General features: G+C 71.4%; 16 protein-coding genes. 1 reads left to right on the top strand and 15 read right to left on the bottom strand.

Annotated elements, in window-relative coordinates:
• A complete protein-coding gene (locus IF37_RS0107295; RefSeq protein WP_030738014.1) occupies positions 1-981 on the bottom strand; it encodes an aspartate carbamoyltransferase catalytic subunit in 981 nt (326 codons plus the stop codon).
• 90 nt (positions 982-1,071) lie between these two features.
• Entirely contained in the window at positions 1,072-1,650 is a 579-nt protein-coding gene (gene pyrR, locus IF37_RS0107290; RefSeq protein WP_030738012.1) for a bifunctional pyr operon transcriptional regulator/uracil phosphoribosyltransferase PyrR, read from the bottom strand.
• 252 nt (positions 1,651-1,902) lie between these two features.
• Between pyrR and bldD the strand changes: the two genes are divergently transcribed.
• Positions 1,903-2,406 carry a transcriptional regulator BldD gene (bldD, locus tag IF37_RS0107285; RefSeq protein WP_014671524.1) on the top strand — a complete coding sequence of 168 codons (504 nt, stop codon included), beginning with the start codon at positions 1,903-1,905 and terminating at the stop codon, positions 2,404-2,406.
• Between the two features lie 232 nt (positions 2,407-2,638).
• Here the strand turns inward: bldD and nusB are convergent, their stop codons facing one another.
• The 13 genes from nusB to IF37_RS0107220 all read right to left on the bottom strand — a co-directional run bounded on the left by nusB (position 2,639) and on the right by IF37_RS0107220 (position 15,530).
• Positions 2,639-3,067 carry a transcription antitermination factor NusB gene (nusB, locus tag IF37_RS0107280; protein ID WP_030738009.1) on the bottom strand — a complete coding sequence of 143 codons (429 nt, stop codon included), beginning with the start codon at positions 3,065-3,067 and terminating at the stop codon, positions 2,639-2,641.
• A 2-nt stretch (positions 3,068-3,069) separates the two neighbouring features.
• Positions 3,070-3,636, bottom strand: coding sequence for an elongation factor P (gene efp / locus IF37_RS0107275; RefSeq protein WP_030048852.1), 567 nt, complete (start codon positions 3,634-3,636; stop codon positions 3,070-3,072).
• A 44-nt stretch (positions 3,637-3,680) separates the two neighbouring features.
• Complete coding sequence (locus tag IF37_RS0107270; RefSeq protein WP_030738005.1) at positions 3,681-4,787, bottom strand: aminopeptidase P family protein; 1,107 nt, start codon at positions 4,785-4,787, stop codon at positions 3,681-3,683.
• A gap of 106 nt (positions 4,788-4,893) precedes the next feature.
• Positions 4,894-5,826, bottom strand: a complete 933-nt coding sequence (locus IF37_RS0107265; RefSeq protein WP_030738002.1) for a Pro-rich N-terminal domain-containing protein — start codon at positions 5,824-5,826, stop codon at positions 4,894-4,896.
• 166 nt (positions 5,827-5,992) lie between these two features.
• Positions 5,993-7,084, bottom strand: coding sequence for a 3-dehydroquinate synthase (aroB, locus tag IF37_RS0107260; protein WP_030737999.1), 1,092 nt, complete (start codon positions 7,082-7,084; stop codon positions 5,993-5,995).
• Positions 7,081-7,599 (bottom strand): shikimate kinase, encoded by a 519-nt coding sequence (locus IF37_RS0107255; RefSeq protein WP_030737996.1) that lies wholly within the window; start codon positions 7,597-7,599, stop codon positions 7,081-7,083. Before IF37_RS0107255 ends, aroB begins: the two co-directional genes overlap by 4 nt.
• A complete protein-coding gene (aroC, locus tag IF37_RS0107250) occupies positions 7,596-8,780 on the bottom strand; it encodes a chorismate synthase (protein ID WP_030737993.1) in 1,185 nt (394 codons plus the stop codon). Before aroC ends, IF37_RS0107255 begins: the two co-directional genes overlap by 4 nt.
• Positions 8,781-8,944: 164 nt before the next feature.
• Positions 8,945-9,784, bottom strand: a complete 840-nt coding sequence (locus tag IF37_RS0107245) for a shikimate dehydrogenase (protein WP_030737991.1) — start codon at positions 9,782-9,784, stop codon at positions 8,945-8,947.
• On the bottom strand, positions 9,765-11,417 hold the full coding sequence (mltG, locus tag IF37_RS0107240; protein WP_079165600.1) for an endolytic transglycosylase MltG: 1,653 nt from the start codon (positions 11,415-11,417) through the stop codon (positions 9,765-9,767). Before mltG ends, IF37_RS0107245 begins: the two co-directional genes overlap by 20 nt.
• Positions 11,418-11,539: 122 nt before the next feature.
• Positions 11,540-12,004, bottom strand: a complete 465-nt coding sequence (ruvX, locus tag IF37_RS0107235; RefSeq protein WP_030737986.1) for a Holliday junction resolvase RuvX — start codon at positions 12,002-12,004, stop codon at positions 11,540-11,542.
• A 40-nt stretch (positions 12,005-12,044) separates the two neighbouring features.
• Complete coding sequence (gene alaS, locus IF37_RS0107230; RefSeq protein WP_030737983.1) at positions 12,045-14,717, bottom strand: alanine--tRNA ligase; 2,673 nt, start codon at positions 14,715-14,717, stop codon at positions 12,045-12,047.
• Positions 14,717-15,085: a hypothetical protein gene (locus IF37_RS0107225; RefSeq protein WP_030737981.1), complete on the bottom strand. Its 369-nt coding sequence runs from the start codon at positions 15,083-15,085 to the stop codon at positions 14,717-14,719. Before IF37_RS0107225 ends, alaS begins: the two co-directional genes overlap by 1 nt.
• 16 nt (positions 15,086-15,101) lie before the next feature.
• Complete coding sequence (locus tag IF37_RS0107220; RefSeq protein ID WP_030737978.1) at positions 15,102-15,530, bottom strand: DUF948 domain-containing protein; 429 nt, start codon at positions 15,528-15,530, stop codon at positions 15,102-15,104.
• Between the last annotated feature and the right edge of the window lie 51 nt (positions 15,531-15,581).

The following is a 15,581-nucleotide window of genomic DNA, read 5'->3' as shown; positions in this document are numbered from 1 at the left end:
TTACTTCTCCTCGGTGGTGCGGGCGTGGGTGACGGCGGGTTCGTTGCCGCCGAGCAGCAGGTAGAGCACGGCCATCCGGATGGAGACGCCGTTGGCGACCTGCTCGACGGCGGTGCAGCGCTCGGAGTCGGCGACCTCGGCGGTGATCTCCATGCCGCGCACCATCGGACCGGGGTGCATCACGATGGCGTGCTCGGGCAGCTTGGCCATGCGGTCGCCGTCGAGGCCGTAGCGCCGCGAGTACTCGCGCTCGGTCGGGAAGAAGGCGGCGTTCATGCGCTCGCGCTGGACGCGGAGCATCATCACGGCGTCGCACTTGGGCAGCGTGCTGTCGAGGTCGTAGGAGACCTCGCAGGGCCAGGACTCGACGCCGACCGGCACCAGGGTGGGCGGGGCGACCAGGGTGACCTCGGCGCCGAGCGTGTGCAGCAGGTCGACGTTGGAGCGGGCGACCCGGCTGTGCAGGACGTCGCCGACGATGGTGATCCGCCGGCCGGACAGGTCCTGGCCGAGCCCTGTGTCCCGGCCGGTCAGCCGGCGGCGCATGGTGAAGGCGTCCAGCAGCGCCTGGGTGGGGTGCTGGTGGGTGCCGTCGCCGGCGTTGATGACGGCGGCGTCGATCCAGCCGGAGTTCGCGAGCCGGTAGGGGGCTCCGGAGGCGCCGTGCCGGATCACCACGGCGTCGACGCCCATGGCCTCCAGGGTCTGGGCGGTGTCCTTCAGGGACTCGCCCTTGGACACCGACGACCCCTTGGCGGAGAAGTTGATGACGTCCGCGGACAGCCGCTTCTCGGCGGCCTCGAAGGAGATCCGCGTGCGCGTGGAGTCCTCGAAGAAGAGATTGACGATCGTCCGGCCGCGCAGGGTCGGCAGCTTCTTGATCGGCCGGTCGGCGACCCGGGCCATCTCCTCGGCGGTGTCGAGGATCAGGACGGCGTCGTCGCGGGTGAGGTCGGCGGCCGAGATGAGATGACGCTGCATCTGTCAGGCTCCGTAAGGCAGTTCAAACGGGAGAATTGGGGCGAAGCGGGGCGCGTGTGGGCATGCCGGGGCCGCCCTGCGCCTGATTCGCTACTGGCCGGTCTTCACACCGAGCAGCACGGTGTCGCGACCGTCCTCCTCGGCGAGCTGGACCTTGACCGTCTCCCGCAACGACGTGGGGAGGTTCTTGCCGACGTAGTCGGCTCGGATGGGCAGTTCGCGGTGGCCGCGGTCGACCAGGACCGCCAGCTGCACCGCGCGCGGGCGCCCGATGTCGTTCAGGGCGTCCAGGGCGGCCCGGATGGTACGGCCGGAGAAGAGCACGTCGTCGACGAGGACGACCAGCTTGCCGTCGATGCCGTCACCGGGGATCTCGGTGCGGGCCAGCGCACGCGGCGGGTGCATGCGGAGGTCGTCGCGGTACATGGTGATGTCGAGCGAGCCGACCGGGATCGTGCGGTCGGTGATCTGCGCCAGCTTCACGGCGAGCCGCCGGGCGAGGAAGACGCCCCGGGTCGGGATGCCGAGGAGCACCACGTCGTCGGCGCCCTTGGCGCGCTCGACCACCTCGTGGGCGATGCGGGTCAGTACCCGCGCGATGTCGGGGCCCTCGAGGACGGGCCGCGCATCGGACGCTTGCGGATGTGCAGGCGTGGTGTGCTTGTCCATAAGAAACGGACCTCCTTCTCCGCCTCACGGGACGGACCTTAAAGGACGTCGGAATTGCGCCATCCACCGTAGCAGGTCGACGAGGGGCTCTCTGTCACCCCCATGGCCTAATGGACGGTCACTACCACGGAAGCATCGGTGTGGACCATTCGGCTTGACGCATGAGAGTCACGCTGCGTAACCTCACAGTGAGTTACCAGCCGCGCGGCGGGAAATCAGCCGGCCGCGTCGACACAGTGTCCGGGGAGCCATATGTCCAGCGAATACGCCAAACAGCTCGGGGCCAAGCTCCGGGCCATCCGCACCCAGCAGGGCCTTTCCCTCCACGGTGTCGAGGAGAAGTCCCAGGGGCGCTGGAAGGCCGTGGTGGTCGGTTCGTACGAGCGCGGCGACCGTGCCGTGACCGTGCAGCGCCTGGCCGAGCTGGCCGATTTCTATGGCGTTCCGGTGCAGGAGCTCCTGCCGGGCACCACGCCGGGCGGCGCCGCCGAGCCGCCGCCGAAGCTGGTCCTGGACCTGGAGCGGCTGGCCACGGTGCCGGCCGAGAAGGCGGGCCCCCTCCAGCGCTACGCGGCGACGATCCAGTCCCAGCGCGGTGACTACAACGGCAAGGTGCTCTCGATCCGCCAGGACGACCTGCGCACACTCGCCGTCATCTACGACCAGTCGCCGTCGGTCCTGACCGAGCAGCTGATCAGCTGGGGCGTGCTGGACGCGGACGCGCGCCGCGCGGTCGCCACGCACGAAGAGGCGTAACCCTCTCCCCGGATTCAGCAGAAACGTGCCGCCGGGGTGGCCGGAACTTCACGGTTCCGGCCACCCCGGCGGTTTCGTATGACGGCTTCGCGCCGCTTCCCGGCATCCGGGGGCGCGAACGCCGAAGGGGCGCGGGGAACCACGCGGCCGGCACGGACAACCCTCGCCCGCCCTGCCGCCGCAGTCCCACGGCGCCCCTCTGTCTCCGGCGGCTGACCCCGCCCTCCGGCGGTTAGCCTCGCCGCAGCGTCGGCTTCAGCTCCTTGAGCCGGCCCAGCAGGCCGTTGACGAAGGAGGGAGACTCGTCGGTCGAGAACTCCTTCGCCAGCTGCACCATCTCGTCCAGGACGACGGCGTCCGGGGTCTCGTCGACCCAGATCAGCTCGTACGCGCCCAGCCGCAGGATGTTGCGGTCGACGACCGGCATGCGGTCGAGGGTCCACCCCACGGCGTACTGGGCGATCAGCTCGTCGATGCGCCGCGCGTGCTCCGCGTAGCCCTCGACCAGCTGCATCGTGTACTCACTGACCGGCGGCTGCCGGGTGTCGGACCGGGACAGCCGGATCCAGTCCGCGAGGACCGTCAGGACGTCGGCGCCGCGCTGGTCGCCCTCGAAGAGGATCTGGAAGGCGCGCTTGCGGGCCGTGTTGCGGGCGGCCACGGTTAGCTGTTCACCCGGCCGAGGTAGTCGCTGGTACGGGTGTCGACCTTGATCTTCTCACCGGTGGTGATGAAGAGCGGGACCTGGATCTGGTGGCCGGTCTCCAGGGTGGCGGGCTTGGTGCCACCGGTGGAGCGGTCGCCCTGGACGCCCGGCTCGGTCTCCTGGATGACCAGCTCGACGGCGGCCGGCAGCTCGACGAAGAGCACCTCGCCCTCGTGCTGGGCCACGGTCGCCGTGAAGCCCTCGATGAGGAAGTTGGCGGCGTCGCCGACGGCCTTGCGGTCGACCATGAGCTGGTCGTAGGTCTCCATGTCCATGAAGACGAAGTAGTCGCCGTCCATGTACGAGAACTGCATGTCGCGCTTGTCGACAGTGGCCGTCTCGACCTTGACGCCGGCGTTGAAGGTCTTGTCGACGACCTTGCCGGAGAGCACGTTCTTGAGCTTGGTGCGCACGAAGGCCGGGCCCTTGCCGGGCTTGACGTGCTGGAACTCGACGACGGACCAGAGCTGGCCGCCTTCGAGCTTGAGCACCATGCCGTTCTTGAGGTCGTTCGTGGAAGCCACGGTTGCGGAATCTCCTGGACTGACGTACGACCCCGGGTCACGCGCTACAGCGCGAGCAGCTCCTTGGTCGTGATGGTGAGTAGCTCGGGTCCGCCGTCCGCCTCGGGGCGTACGACGAGCGTGTCATCGATCCGGACACCGCCCCGTCCCGGGAGGTGGACCCCCGGTTCGACGGTGACCGGCACGCAAGCGTCCAGTTTACCCATGGCTGCGGGCGCCAACTGCGGGTCCTCGTCGATTTCGAGTCCGACACCGTGTCCGGTCAGCGGTGGCAGGGCTTCCGCATAGCCCGCCGAGTCCAGTACCTGCCGTGCCGCGCGGTCCACGTCGCGGTAGGCGGCGCCGGGCGCGAGGAACTCCCGGCCGGCCCGCTGGGCGGCGAAGACCAGCTCGTACAGGTCGATCTGCCAGTCGGCGGGCGAGGTGCCGATGACGAAGGTGCGGCCGATCTCGCAGCGGTAGCCGCGGTAGGTGGCGCCGAGGCAGACGGAGAGGAAGTCCCCCTCCTCCACGCGCCGGTCGGTGGGGCGGTGGCCGCGCAGACCGGCGTGCGGTCCGGTGGCGACCGAGGTGGGGAAGGCCGGGCCGTCGGCACCGTGGTCCACCAGGCGCCGCTCCAGCTCCAGCGCGAGGTGCCGTTCGGTGCGGCCGACCAGGATGGACTCCAGCAGCTCGCCGAGCGCCTGGTCGGCGATCTCCGCGCCGATGCGCAGGCAGGAGATCTCCTCCTCGTCCTTGACCACCCTCAGCTGCTCGACGGCTCCGCCGAGGTCGGCGAGGCGGAGCCGCGGGGCGACGGCGGCGAGGGCTCTGTGCCGGGCCACGGTGAGGTGGTGTTCCTCGACCGCCAGCGAGTCGGCCTCCTGGGCCACGGCGAGGCCGGCCGCGGCGACGGCGGTGTCACCGCCGTTCACCGGGAGGATGTGCAGGCGCACACTCTCGTCCGGCCTGCCTTCGCAGGGGCGGTCGTCCGGCGGGCCGGCGCACACCAGGATGTCCTCCCCCCTGCCGAGCAGCAGGACGGAGCCCTGCGGGGACGCGGCGGCGAGGTAGCGGACGTTGGCCGGGCGGGTGACGAGCGCTGCCGCGGTGCCGGCCGCGTTGATGTGGTCCCTCAGCCGGGATCGGCGGTTCGCGTACACCTCTGACATGAGATGAGCGTAGGAGTTCTGGGCGATTTGTGCCGATCGGGGAGGGCCGAGTGGGGTTTCCGGGCGGGGTGCGGCGTCGGGCGCGGCCCCGGACCGGCTTCCCCGCTCACCAGTTCGGGGGGCTCGCCATGGCCCTGGCCAGGACCTCGTCCAGGACCCTCGCCGTGCCGGGGACGTCCAGCTGGGAGTTGTCGATGATCGGCAGGCCCGAGCCGTACCAGCCGGCCATGCGGCCGTGGATGCGGGCCACCTCCTCGTCGGTGAGGCGGCGGTTGCCGGTGCGTTCGGCGTTGCGCTCCAGGACGACGTCCAGGCCGGGGAGCAGGACCACCGGCAGCAGGCCGGGGCCCACATGGCGCTTCCAGCCGCCGAGGCCGACGACCGGGCGGTCCGGGAAGACGGCGTCGTCCAGGATGCAGGAGATGCCGTTGGCCAGGAAGTTCCGTGCGGCGAACCCGCAGGTGCGGCGGGCCAGCCGGTACTGGGCCTCGGAGTGGTCGTTCCAGCCGGACTGGGGGTCGGCGAAGCCGGAGCGGACCCATTCGCGGACGTCGTCCAGGCTGATGTGGGCCGTGGGGACCCGGCGGCGGTCGGCCCAGTACTTGGCGACGCTGGTCTTGCCCGCGCCGGCCGGGCCGATGAGGAGGACGGCGAGGGGGGTGGCCGCCGGGTCCGCGACCGTGACCGCGGCGGGCGGTGCCGCGGGTGCGCCGACCGGAGCGCCGGGTGGCAGCGGCACGTGCCCGGTGGTATCGGCGGCCGCCGGGCCGGGACGGTGCTGCGGCTGCGGCACCGGACCGGACGGAACCGGGGACTGCTGCGGGTGCGGGACCGGACCGGACGGGGCCGGGGGCTGCTGCGGGGCCGGCGGCACGGGGCCCGCCGAGGCCGGGAAGCCCGGTGGCGGCGGAACGGGGGCGGGTCCCTGGGAGGCCGCCGGGTGCGGGCCCGGCTGGTGTGCGGCCGTCGCCCAGCCGGCATGCGGTCCCTGCCCCGGCTGGTGGGGCGGCGGCAGCGGAGACCCCACTGCGTGCTGCATCCGTTGCCACTCCGTCTCGTACAGGCACTCTGCTGTAGGCGGCGGGGGCACGCCCTCGCCGCCTACCGAACGGTACCGTCCCCGGCCGTCGTTCGGTGAAACGGCCGGGGGCGGGCCCAAGTGCCCGGCCGGGGCCGGGAACCGGGCGGACGGAGCGGCCGGGGTCCTACTGTCCGACCTCGCCGTACGCGGCGAGCAGCACCGCCGGGTCCGGGCCCTCCAGGACGGTCGGCCTCGCCAGGCCGTCCAGGACGATGAAGCGCAGCAGGTCGCCGCGGGACTTCTTGTCGACCTTCATCGTCTCCAGCAGCTTGGGCCACTGGTCGTAGCGGTAGTGCAGCGGCAGGCCGACGGACTCCAGGATGCTGCGGTGCCGGTCGGCGGTCGCGTCGTCCAGCCGGCCCGCCAGCCGGCCCAGCTCGGCGGCGAAGTGCATGCCGACCGAGACCGCGGCGCCGTGCCGCCACTTGTAGCGCTCGTTCTTCTCGATGGCGTGGCCGAGCGTGTGGCCGTAGTTGAGGATCTCGCGCAGCCCGGACTCCTTCAGGTCCGAGGAGACGACCTCGGCCTTGACCCGGATCGACCGCTCGATCAGCTCGGCCGTGTGCGGGCCCTCGGGGGTGCGGGCGGCCTCGGGGCCGGCCTCGATCAGGTCCAGGATCACCGGGTCCGCGATGAACCCGGCCTTGATGACCTCGGCGAGCCCGGAGACGTAGTCGTGGACCGGCAGCGAGTCCAGCGCGGCCAGGTCGCACAGGACGCCGGCCGGCGGGTGGAAGGCCCCGACCAGGTTCTTGCCCTCCGCGGTGTTGATGCCGGTCTTGCCGCCGACCGCCGCGTCCACCATGGCCAGCACGGTGGTGGGGATCGCGATCCAGCGCACCCCGCGCAGCCAGCTCGCGGCGACGAACCCGGCCAGGTCCGTGGTCGAGCCGCCGCCGACACCGACGATGACGTCGGTGCGGGTGAAGCCGCTCTGGCCCAGCGCCTTCCAGCAGTAGGCGGCGACCTCGGCGGTCTTGGCCTCCTCCGCGTTCGGCACCTGGATCGCGACGGCCTCGTACCCCTGCTCGGCCAGATCGGCGCGCAGCGCCTCACCGGTCTCGGCGAGCGCCTCCGGGTGGATCACCGCGACCCGCTTGACCCGCTCCCCGATCAGCCCGGGCAGCTCGCCGAGCAGTTGCCGGCCCACCAGCACCTCGTACGCATCCGTGCCCGCCGTGCCGCCGACCTGGATGCGGGTGACTGCCTCGCTCATCTCTGCTTCAACTCCAGTGCGTCCAGCACGCCTCGGGTGACCTCGTCCGGAGTCCGTCCGTCCGTCGCGACGACGGCGGTGGCGACCTCCTCGTACAGGTGCCGACGGGCCTCCATCAGCTCCCGCCACTGCTTGCGCGGGTTGACCGCGAGCAGCGGGCGGGCGACGTTGAGGCCGGTGCGCTTGACGGCCTCGTCGACCTCCATGGAGAGGTAGACCACCCGCTGTCCGGCGAGCAGCGCCCGGGTGTCGGGGTCCATGACCGCTCCGCCGCCCAGCGCGACGACCCCGTCGTGCCCGGTGAGCGCGGCGCGGACGGCCGCCTTCTCCCGGGCGCGGAAGGCGGGTTCGCCCTCGTCCACGAAGATCTCGGCGATGGTGCGGCCCTCGGCGGCGACGATGTCCTCGTCGGTGTCGCGGTAGCCCACGCCGAGGTGCTCGGCGAGCAGCCGTCCGACGGTGGACTTGCCGACGCCCATCGGGCCGACCAGGACGACCGCGGGCACGGCGCTCACCTGATGGCCAGGTTGTCGAGGTACGACCGCACGTTGCGCCGGGTCTCGGTCACCGAGTCGCCGCCGAACTTCTCCGCGACCGCGTCCGCGAGGACGAGCGCCACCATGGCCTCGGCGACGATGCCGGCGGCCGGCACGGCGGAGACGTCGGAGCGCTGGTGGTGGGCCTGGGCGGCCTCGCCCGTGGCCACGTCCACGGTCTTCAGGGCCCGCGGCACGGTCGCGATCGGCTTCATCGCCGCCCGTACCCGCAGCAGCTCACCGGTGGTCAGACCGCCCTCTGTGCCGCCGGAGCGGCCGGAGACCCGGCGGATGCCCTCCGGTGTGCCGACGATCTCGTCGTGCGCCTGGGAACCGGGGACCCGGGCCAGCTCGAAGCCGTCGCCGACCTCGACGCCCTTGATCGCCTGGATGCCCATCAGGGCACCGGCCAGCCGCGCGTCCAGCCTGCGGTCCCAGTGCACGTGCGAACCCAGACCGACGGGGACGCCGTAGGCGAGGACCTCCACCACACCGCCGAGCGTGTCGCCGTCCTTGTGCGCCTGGTCGACCTCCGCGACCATCGCCTCGGACGCCTCCGCGTCCAGGCAGCGCAGCGGGTCCGCGTCCAGCCTCTCGACATCGGCCGGGGTCGGGTACACCCCGCGCGGGGCCTTCACGGAGCACAGCTCCACCACATGCGAGACGATCTCGACACCGGTCGTCTCCCGCAGGTACGACCGGGCCACCGCGCCCAGCGCCACCCGCGCCGCGGTCTCCCGCGCCGAGGCCCGCTCCAGGATCGGCCGCGCCTCGTCGAACCCGTACTTCTGCATGCCCGCCAGGTCGGCGTGGCCCGGGCGCGGCCGGGTCAGCGGCGCGTTGCGCGCCAGCCCCGCCAGCACCTCCGCGTCCACCGGGTCGGCCGCCATCACCTGCTCCCACTTCGGCCACTCGGTGTTGCCCACCATGACCGCCACCGGGGAGCCCAGGGTCAGCCCGTGCCGGACACCGCCGAGGAAGGTCACCTCGTCCCGCTCGAACTTCATCCGCGCACCACGGCCGTAGCCGAGCCGCCGCCGCGCCAGGTGGTCCGCGACCATCTCCGTGGTGACCGGCACGCCGGCGGGAAGACCCTCCAGCGTCGCGACAAGTGCGGGACCGTGGGACTCCCCCGCGGTCAGCCAACGCAGCCTGCTCAACGATGCTCCTCAGTGCTCGCGCCCGGTACTGCCCTGCGTACGCGCGTCCTCGCGCGCGGCGACGGCGTCACCGGGTGCGCGACCCCGGTTACGCCACCTCCGATCCTCCCACGTCCGGCGGGGAGGTCAGGCCGCCGGTCCAGCAAGCGGACGGCCGCGGGGCGTCAGCGGGCCGCGAGCGCCTTCTCCCCGGCGTGGCGCATGGCGTCCACCGGCCCGGGGACCCGCCCGGTCATCTGCTCGAACTGGAGCACGGCCTGGTGCACCAGCAGGTCGAGACCGCTGACCACGGCACCGCCGAACATGGACCAGCGGGCCGCCAGCTCGGTGGGCCACGGGTCGTAGAGCACGTCGAACAGGGTGGCGGGGCGTTCGGGTACGGCGGTGGCGAGGGCGTCGGTCGTCCCGGCGGGCGTGGTGGCGATCACCAGCGGGGCGTGCAGCGCCCGGGCGGCGTCGCCCCAGTCCGCCGTACGCACCTCCACGCCGAGCCGTTCGCCCCACTGCCGCATCTCGGCGGCGCGGGCCTCGCTGCGGACGTAGGCGACGACCTCCCCGGTGCAGATCCGGGCCAGCGCGGCGAGCGCGGAGGAGGCGGTGGCGCCGGCGCCCAGGACGGCGGCGGAGTCGACCTGTTCGATGCCGTGTTCGCGCAGGGCGGCCACCATGCCCGGGATGTCGGTGTTGTCGCCCCGACGGCGTCCGTCCTCGGTGAAGACCAGGGTGTTGACCGCGTCGACCGAGGCGGCGGTGTCGCTGACCTCGTCCACCAGCGGGATCACCGCCCGCTTCAGCGGCATGGTCAGCGACAGACCCGCCCACTGGGGCCCGAGCCCGTCGAGGAAGCCGGGCAGGGCGGCCTCGTCGACGTCGAAGCTGTCGTACGACCAGCCGGTGAGCCCGGCCGCCTCGTACGCGGCCCGGTGCAGCACCGGGGAGAGGGAGTGGGCGATCGGCGAACCGAGCACCGCGGCCCGGCGGGCATCAGTTGCCCGAGGTGGCATTGAACTTGTCCTTGAGCTCTTGGAATTCCGCGTACGTCTTGGCGAACTCGGTGTTGCTCGTGCCGTCGGTCGCCACGAAGTAGATCCAGCCGTCGTGCGTCGGGTTCAGCGTGGCCTTGAGCGCGTCCTCGCCGGGGTTGCCGATCGGGCCGGGCGGAAGGCCCTTGTGGGTGTAGGTGTTGTACGGGCTCGGGTTGCTGTTGATCTCTCTCTCGGAGATGTGGATGTTGCTCTTGCCCAGGAGGTAGTTGTACGTCGAGTCGAACTGGAGCAGCCGGTTGGTCTCGGTGTTGGTCGGCTTGAGGCGGTTGTAGACCACCTCCGCCATCTTGCGGAAGTCCTCGTGCGTCTTGCCCTCGGCCTGGACCAGGCTCGCGACCGTGACCAGCTCGAAGGCGTTGTCCAGGCCGAGCGCCCTGGCCTTGTCGTCCAGACCGTAGGCCGCGTACTTCTGCTTGGCCTGGGTGACCATCTGCTTCAGGATGGCGTCCGGCTTCATGCCCTTGGCGGCCGGGTAGTTGCCCGGGAAGAGGAAGCCCTCCAGCGGGTCCATGATGTCGCTGTCGTTCTGCGCCCAGGCCGGCAGGCCCAGGCTCTTGTACTGCTTCTGCGCGACCTTCCTGGTGGTGCCGGAAGACAGTTCCAGCTTCTTGTCGATGGCCGCGTAGACGCCCGAGTTGCGTTCGCCCGGGGTCACCACCACGTTGTTCTGGCTGCGCGGGTCCATCATCAGCTTGATGGCGCTGGCCGCGGACATCTCCTTCTTCAGGAGGTACGCGCCGGCCTGGAGGCCGTCGCCGCCCGGCGTCGTGGTCTGCGCGTGGACGAACGCCTCGGCGCTCTTGACGACCCCGGCCTCCTTCAGGCGGCGGCCGATCTCCCAGCCGCCCGCGCCCTTCGGGATCTCGACGGTCACCGTCTGGCCGGTGCCGTCGCCCGCGAAGTCCGGAGCCGTGCCGAAACGATTTTGGTAGAACTGGTAGCCGAAGTACCCGACGCCGGCGAGGCCGCCGCCGAACACCAGGACGACCACCATGCAGGCGCAGCCGGTGCGCCGCTTCCTGCTCTTGACGGGCTTCTTGCCGCGCCGCTCGCGCCGGCCGCGGAGCTCGTGCTCCTCGTCGTCCGCGTCGCCACCCCCTGCGAGGAAGGCGTGGTCCTCCTCGGCGGGCGCGGTCTCCGGCTCCGGCTCCGGGGCGGGCTCGGGGCGCCTGCGGCCGGGCGGCTCCGGCGGCGGGTAGGCGTCCTCGGTGCCGTAGAGGTCGGGCTGCTCCCCGCCGTAGGCGACGGCCTGCTGGCCGTACGGGTCGCCGGGGTCGGCGGCGTAGGGCACATGGCCGTGGGTGCCGGTGGTGTCCCAGCCGCCCTGGTGGAACTGCTGCTGGGCGTGGCCGGCGAACTGCGGGTCGTACTGCGGCTGGCCGGAACCGTCCGGGTGCTGCTGCCCGTCGTACCCGCCCTGCGGCCGGCCGAATTCGTCGTACTGCGGCGTCTGCGGGTACTGCTGCGACTGGCCGCCGTAGGGGGACGGCATGCCTTCCTGGGCCTGCTGCCCTCCCCATCCGCCGTCCCCGTACAACGGGTCCTCCGGATGCCACGGTTCGGAGCCTGGGCCCCGGCCATACTCAGTCATCGATCCCCTAGAGCCGCGAGGGTGACGGTCACGCGGCCGGTGGGCCCGCTTCCGCTCCGCCTCTTGCTGTGCCCCGGCTGTTCGAACACCGGCGCATCGCGCGGAACGTTACCGTATCGCGATCAGATGACCACTTCGACGCCCTCACCGGGTGGTTTGCCTGACACCCGTTCGGATTCCAGGGCCTGCTGGAGGATGATCACGGCCGCCGCCTGGTCGATGACCGAGCGGCCCTTCTTCGACCGCACGCCGGAGGCGCGCAGCCCCTGACTGGCCGTCACGGTCGTCATCCGCTCGTCCACCAGGCGCACCGGCACCGGCCCGATGCCCCGGGCGAGTTCCTGGGCGAACGCGCGGACCTTGACCGCGGCCGGGCCCTCGCCCCCCCTGAGGGAGCGAGGGAGGCCGACGACGACCTCGATCGGTTCGTACTCCTCCACCAGTTGACGCAACCGGCGGTGGGCGGCGGGGACGTCCCGCCCGGGGACCGTCTCCACCGGGGTGGCGAGGATCCCGTCGGGGTCGCACGAGGCGACCCCGATCCGGGCGTCCCCGACGTCGATCGCGAGCCGACGTCCTCTGCGCATGTCCGACCGTTTCCTTAGCTGACTTACCGGGCCCGTACCGTCACTTGGCGGTCTCGGTGACGAGCCGCTCGACGGCGTCGACGGCCTCGCCGACGGCGGCCGGGTTCTGGCCGCCGCCCTGGGCGACGTCCGGCTTGCCGCCACCGCCGCCGCCGAGGGTCTTGGCGGCGGTGCGCACCAGGTCACCGGCCTTCAGGCCGCGCTCACGGGCCGCCTCGTTGGTGGCGATCACGGTGAGCGGCTTGCCGTTGTTGACCGTGAACAGGGCGACCACGGCGGCCCGGCCGCCCTGGATGCGGCCACGCACGTCGAGAACCAGCTTGCGCAGGTCGTCCGGGGTGGTGCCGTCCGGGACCTGGCCGGTGACCACGGCGACGCCGCGGACGTCCTTGGCGGACTCGGCGAGCCCGGCGGCGGCCTGGAGCACCTTCTCGGCGCGGAACTTCTCGATCTCCTTCTCGGCGTCCTTCAGCTTGCCGAGCATGGCGGCGACCTTCTCCGGCAGCTCCTCCGAGCGGCCCTTGAGCAGCTCGGTCAGCTGGTTGACGACCGTGTGCTCGCGGGCGAGGAAGTTGTAGGCGTCCACACCGACCAGGGCCTCGATACGACGGACGCCCGAGCCGATGGAGGACTCGCCGAGCAGCTTCACCAGACCCAGCTGGGCGGTGTTGTGCACGTGCGTGCCGCCGCACAGCTCCTTGGAGAAGTCGCCGATCGTCACGACGCGCACCCGCTCGCCGTACTTCTCGCCGAACTCGGCGATGGCGCCCTGCTTCCTGGCCTCGTCGATGCCCATGACATCGGCGCGCACGTCGAGGTCGCGGGCGAGCACCTCGTTGATCTTCTGCTCGACATCGGTCATCACTGCCGTCGGGACGGCGGACGGGGAACCGAAGTCGAAGCGGAAGCGGCCGGGCTGGTTCTCGGAACCGGCCTGGGCGGCCGTCGGGCCGAGGGCGTCCCGCAGGGCCTGGTGGGTGAGGTGGGTGGCCGAGTGGGCGCGGGCGATGGCGTGCCGGCGGCGGGTGTCGATGGCGGCGTGCGCCTTGGCGCCGACGGTCACCTCGCCGACCTGGACGACGCCCTTGTGGACGTAGACACCCGGGACCGGCTTCTGGCAGTCGCGGACCTCGATGACGGCACCGGAGTCGATCCTGATCCGGCCGGTGTCGCCGATCTGGCCGCCGCCCTCGGCGTAGAAGGGGGTGCGGTCCAGGACGACCTCGACCTCGTCGCCCTCGGTGGCGGCGGGCGACGACACACCGTTGACGAGGATGCCGACGACCGTGGACTCGCCCTCGGTGTCGGTGTAGCCGATGAAGTCGGTGGCACCGGCGCTGTCCGCGATCTCGCGGTAGGCGCCCAGGTCGGCATGGCCGGTCTTCTTGGCCTGGGCGTCCGCCTTGGCGCGCTCCCGCTGCTCCTTCATCAGGCGCCGGAAGCCGTCCTCGTCCACGGACAGGCCCTGCTCGGAGGCCATCTCCAGGGTGAGGTCGATCGGGAAGCCCCAGGTGTCGTGGAGCAGGAACGCCTTTTCGCCGGAGAGGACCGTGCCGCCGGACTGCTTGGTCTCGGTGACGGCGGTGTCGAGGATGTTGGTGCCGGCCTTCAGCGTCTTCAGGAAGGCGTTCTCCTCGGCGACGGCGACCTTCTCGATGCGCTCGCGGTCGGTCAGCAGCTCGGGGTACTGCTGTCCCATCATGCGGATCACGGTGTCGATCAGGTCGTTGACGACCGGGCCGGTGGCGCCGAGCAGGCGCATGTTGCGGATGGCGCGGCGCATGATGCGGCGCAGCACGTAACCGCGGCCCTCGTTGCCCGGGGTGACGCCGTCGCCGATGAGCATGGTGGCGGTGCGCATGTGGTCGGTGACCACGCGCAGGGCCACGTCCGAGGTGTGGGAGTCGCCGTAGCGGACGCCGGTCAGCCGGGTGGCCTTCTCGATGACGGCCATCGAGGTGTCGATCTCGTACATGTTCTGCACGCCCTGGAGGATCATGGCGAGCCGCTCCAGGCCGAGGCCCGTGTCGATGTTCTTGCTCGGCAGGTCCCCGAGGATCTCGAAGTTGTCCTTGCCGATGCCCTCGCCACGCTCGTACTGCATGAAGACGAGGTTCCAGATCTCCACGTACCGCTCGTCGTTGACGGCGGGGCCGCCCTCGACGCCGAACTCGGGGCCGCGGTCGTAGTTGATCTCGGAGCAGGGGCCGCACGGGCCGGGCACGCCCATGGACCAGAAGTTGTCCTTCATGCCCAGGCGCTGGATGCGCTCCTTGGGCACGCCGACGACCTCGTGCCAGATCTGCTCGGCCTCGTCGTCGTCCTGGTAGACGGTGATCCACAGGCGCTCGGGGTCGAGGCCGTAACCGCCCTTGTCCTGGGCGCTGGTGAGCAGCTCCCAGGCGAGCTTGATGGCGCCTTCCTTGAAGTAGTCGCCGAAGGAGAAGTTGCCGCACATCTGGAAGAACGTGCCGTGCCGCGTGGTCTTGCCGACCTCTTCGATGTCGGGCGTGCGCACGCACTTCTGCACGCTGGTGGCGCGCGGGAACGGCGGCTTGACCTCACCCAGGAAGTAGGGCTTGAAGGGCACCATGCCGGCGGGGACGAGGAGCAGAGTCGGGTCGTCCGCGATGAGCGACGCCGAAGGGACGACGGTGTGCCCGCGCTCCTCGAAGAAGCTCAGCCAGCGGCGGCGAATCTCGGCCGACTCCATCAGTGGTCCTCATTCCGGTTGTACGAGTGCATCGGGGATTCGATGTACTTCGGTGTGCTGTACTTCGGTGTGCTGCGGTCGTCGTTGCCCTCGAGGGCGGCGTACCGCTTCGGGACGGGGAGTTCGGGGTCCTCGTGGATACCGAGGGCCTCCTCCAGTTCGGCCTCCCGCTGGGCCATGTTGTCGCGGACGTCGAGCGCGAAGCCGACCGCGCGGTCCTTCAGCCGCTGACCGGTCTGAAGGGCCTTGTTCGCCGCGGTGGCGGCCAGGCTCTCCGGCGTCAGCTGCCTGATCTTGCGGTTGACCTTGGTGGTGGCCCACACACCGGCGGCGACACCGGTGGTGAACCAGAACGTACGGCGGAACATCGCTCGGTCTCAGTCCTTACTTCCGCTTGCGTCGTGCGGCGGGGACCGTCCGGCCCACGATCACGGTACGCCGGGGCGCCTTCCCGGGCACGTCCTCCCCCTTGCGTCCGCCGAGCGCCCGGCGGACGCCGTAGCCGAAGGCCGCGACCTTGACCAGCGGGCCGCCGAAGGTGGAGGCGACGGTGTTCGACAACGCGGAGGCGTTCGAGGTGACCTCCTGGACGTCGGTGGCGATCGCGTCGACGCGGTCGATCTGGGTCTGTGCCGAGCGGACCGCCTGGGAGGCGTCGGCCAGCAACGGGACGGCCTGGTCGGTCACGTCCGCGACGAGCTTGGTGGTCGCCTTGAGCGTCTGGGCCAGCCTCGCCAGCGCGACCGCGAGGAAGGAGACCAGGATCGCCCAGAAGACGGCCACCAGGATTCCGGCCACCTCTCCACCGGACACTGTGCGCACCCGCTCCCTGAAACGTGTCTGAGCATCGGAAAAGTCGTGCCC

This window comes from Streptomyces sp. NRRL S-31 (assembly GCF_000718775.1).
GTDB lineage: Bacteria > Actinomycetota > Actinomycetes > Streptomycetales > Streptomycetaceae > Streptomyces.
The sequence above is the reverse complement of the archived record's forward strand: the minus strand, read 5'-3'. Positions and strand labels throughout refer to the sequence as shown.